General features: G+C 53.3%; 2 rRNA genes (1 of these 2 running past the window's edge). Both read left to right on the forward strand.

Going from position 1 to position 3,129, the window contains the following annotated elements:
• Window positions 1-2,691 (forward strand): 23S ribosomal RNA (locus tag ARC78_RS09110) (it extends 187 nt beyond the left edge of the window).
• Window positions 2,692-2,858: 167 nt separating this feature from the next.
• A 5S ribosomal RNA gene (gene rrf / locus ARC78_RS09115) occupies window positions 2,859-2,973 on the forward strand.
• Window positions 2,974-3,129 lie beyond the last annotated feature (156 nt).

Raw genomic sequence — 3,129 nt, forward strand, 5'->3', positions numbered from 1 at the left:
TGAAATATCTAAGTAACCAGAGGAAAAGAAATCAACCGAGATTCCCTGAGTAGCGACGAGCGAACGGGGAACAGCCCTTAAGCTGGTATGGTTCTAGAAAAACGGTTTGGAAAAGCCGGCCATAGAAGGTGATAGCCCTGTATTTGAAAGGGCCATTCCAGTGAAGACGAGTAGGGCGGGGCACGTGAAACCCTGTCTGAATATGGGGGGACCATCCTCCAAGGCTAAATACTACTGACCGACCGATAGTGAACCAGTACCGTGAGGGAAAGGCGAAAAGAACCCCGGAGAGGGGAGTGAAATAGATCCTGAAACCGTGTGCGTACAAGCAGTAGGAGCTCGAAAGAGTGACTGCGTACCTTTTGTATAATGGGTCAGCGACTTACTGTTCGTGGCAAGCTTAACCGTATAGGGGAGGCGAAGGGAAACCGAGTCTGATAAGGGCGCATAGTCGCGGGCAGTAGACCCGAAACCGGGTGATCTAGTCATGCCCAGGGTGAAGGTGCGGTAACACGCACTGGAGGCCCGAACCCACTCCCGTTGCAAAGGTAGGGGATGAGGTGTGATTAGGAGTGAAAAGCTAATCGAACCCGGAGATAGCTGGTTCTCCTCGAAAGCTATTTAGGTAGCGCCTCATATGTATCCTCTCGGGGGTAGAGCACTGTTATGGCTAGGGGGTCATCGCGACTTACCAAACCATTGCAAACTCCGAATACCGAGACGGACTGTATGGGAGACACACGGCGGGTGCTAACGTCCGTCGTGAAAAGGGAAACAACCCAGACCCACAGCTAAGGTCCCAAATTTTGTGCTAAGTGGAAAACCATGTGGAAAGGCACAGACAGCCAGGAGGTTGGCTTAGAAGCAGCCACCCTTTAAAGAAAGCGTAATAGCTCACTGGTCGAGTCGGTCTGCGGGGAAGATTTAACGGGGCTAAGCACAGAACCGAAGCTTGGGGTGCATAACTTTGTTATGCGCGGTAGAGGAGCGTTCCGTAAGCCTGTGAAGGTGAGTTGAGAAGCTTGCTGGAGGTATCGGAAGTGCGAATGCTGACATGAGTAACGATAATGCGGGTGAAAAACCCGCACGCCGAAAGCCCAAGGTTTCCTTGCGCAACGTTAATCGGCGCAGGGTGAGTCGGCCCCTAAGGCGAGGCAGAAATGCGTAGTCGATGGGAAGCAGGTTAATATTCCTGCACCTCGCGTAAGTGCGATGGAGGGACGGAGAAGGTTAGGTGTACCAGGCGTTGGTTGTCCTGGGGAAAGGCGGTAGGTTTGGATCTTTGGCAAATCCGGGATCCTTTAAGACCGAGCACCGAGACGAGTCTTTATGACAAAGTCACTGATACCACGCTTCCAGGAAAAGCTCCTAAGCTTCAGCTTACGCAGACCGTACCGTAAACCGACACAGGTGGGTAGGATGAGAATTCTCAGGCGCTTGAGAGAACTCGGGTGAAGGAACTAGGCAACATGGCACCGTAACTTCGGGAGAAGGTGCGCCATTGTCGGTGGATCATGCGATCTAAAGCTGACGATGGCCGAAGTAACCAGGCCGCTGCGACTGTTTATCAAAAACACAGCACTCTGCAAACACGAAAGTGGACGTATAGGGTGTGACGCCTGCCCGGTGCTGGAAGGTTAATTGATGGGGTCAGCCGCAAGGCGAAGCTCTTGATCGAAGCCCCAGTAAACGGCGGCCGTAACTATAACGGTCCTAAGGTAGCGAAATTCCTTGTCGGGTAAGTTCCGACCTGCACGAATGGCGTAACGATGGCGGCGCTGTCTCCACCCGAGACTCAGTGAAATTGAAATCGCTGTGAAGATGCAGCGTTCCCGTGGCAAGACGGAAAGACCCCGTGAACCTTTACTATAGCTTTACACTGAACGTTGAGTTCGTCTGTGTAGGATAGGTGGGAGGCTATGAAACTGTGGCGCTAGCTGCAGTGGAGCCATCCTTGAAATACCACCCTGTCGTGCTTGACGTTCTAACCTAGGTCCGTAATCCGGATCGGGGACCGTGTATGGTGGGTAGTTTGACTGGGGCGGTCTCCTCCTAAAGAGTAACGGAGGAGCTCGAAGGTACGCTCAGCGCGGTCGGACATCGCGCACTGTGTGCAAAGGCATAAGCGTGCTTGACTGCAAGATCGACGGATCAAGCAGGTAGGAAACTAGGACTTAGTGATCCGGTGGTTCTGTATGGAAGGGCCATCGCTCAACGGATAAAAGGTACTCCGGGGATAACAGGCTGATACCGCCCAAGAGTTCATATCGACGGCGGTGTTTGGCACCTCGATGTCGGCTCATCACATCCTGGGGCTGTAGTCGGTCCCAAGGGTATGGCTGTTCGCCATTTAAAGTGGTACGCGAGCTGGGTTCAGAACGTCGTGAGACAGTTCGGTCCCTATCTGCCATGGGCGTTGGAAGTTTGAGAGGGGCTGCTCCTAGTACGAGAGGACCGGAGTGGACGAACCCCTGGTGTTCCGGTTGTCACGCCAGTGGCATTGCCGGGTAGCTATGTTCGGAAACGATAACCGCTGAAAGCATCTAAGCGGGAAGCGTGCCTCAAGATGAGACTTCCCGGGGCACAAGCCCCCTAAAGGAACCATATAGACTATGTGGTTGATAGGTCAGGTGTGTAAGTACAGCAATGTATTGAGCTAACTGATACTAATGATCCGTGTGGCTTGACCATATAACCTCAAGTTGCCTTGGCCGACATGACATGTCGATAGATCCAAGTGCACGCTACGTCACAAGACCAAACGTGAGACTGAGCGCCTTTATGCGCTTTTTACTCAAGTAACCAAGGGATCACTCCCGGTTGCTCGAATGAAAAGCCGGCGACGCTCCAACTGTCTCCCTGGTGAAATTAGCGCTATGGAACCACCCGATCCCATCCCGAACTCGGAAGTGAAACGTAGCTGCGCCGATGGTAGTGAGGCTTAAGCCTTGCGAGAGTAGGTCATCGCCAGGGTCTTTACTGAAAATCCCCGCTGCATACGCTGCGGGGATTTGCTTTTACCAGGCTCCTTCCGCACCCGCGGTGGGAACTGCACGGAAACCGCATCCGAGCCGGCGCACTGCGCTGCTCCAACCGTCTTCCTGATGAAAACAGCGCTGTGGAACCACC

Origin of the sequence: Stenotrophomonas pictorum JCM 9942 (genome assembly GCF_001431585.1) — a bacterium.
GTDB classification, from domain to species: domain Bacteria; phylum Pseudomonadota; class Gammaproteobacteria; order Xanthomonadales; family Xanthomonadaceae; genus Stenotrophomonas; species Stenotrophomonas pictorum.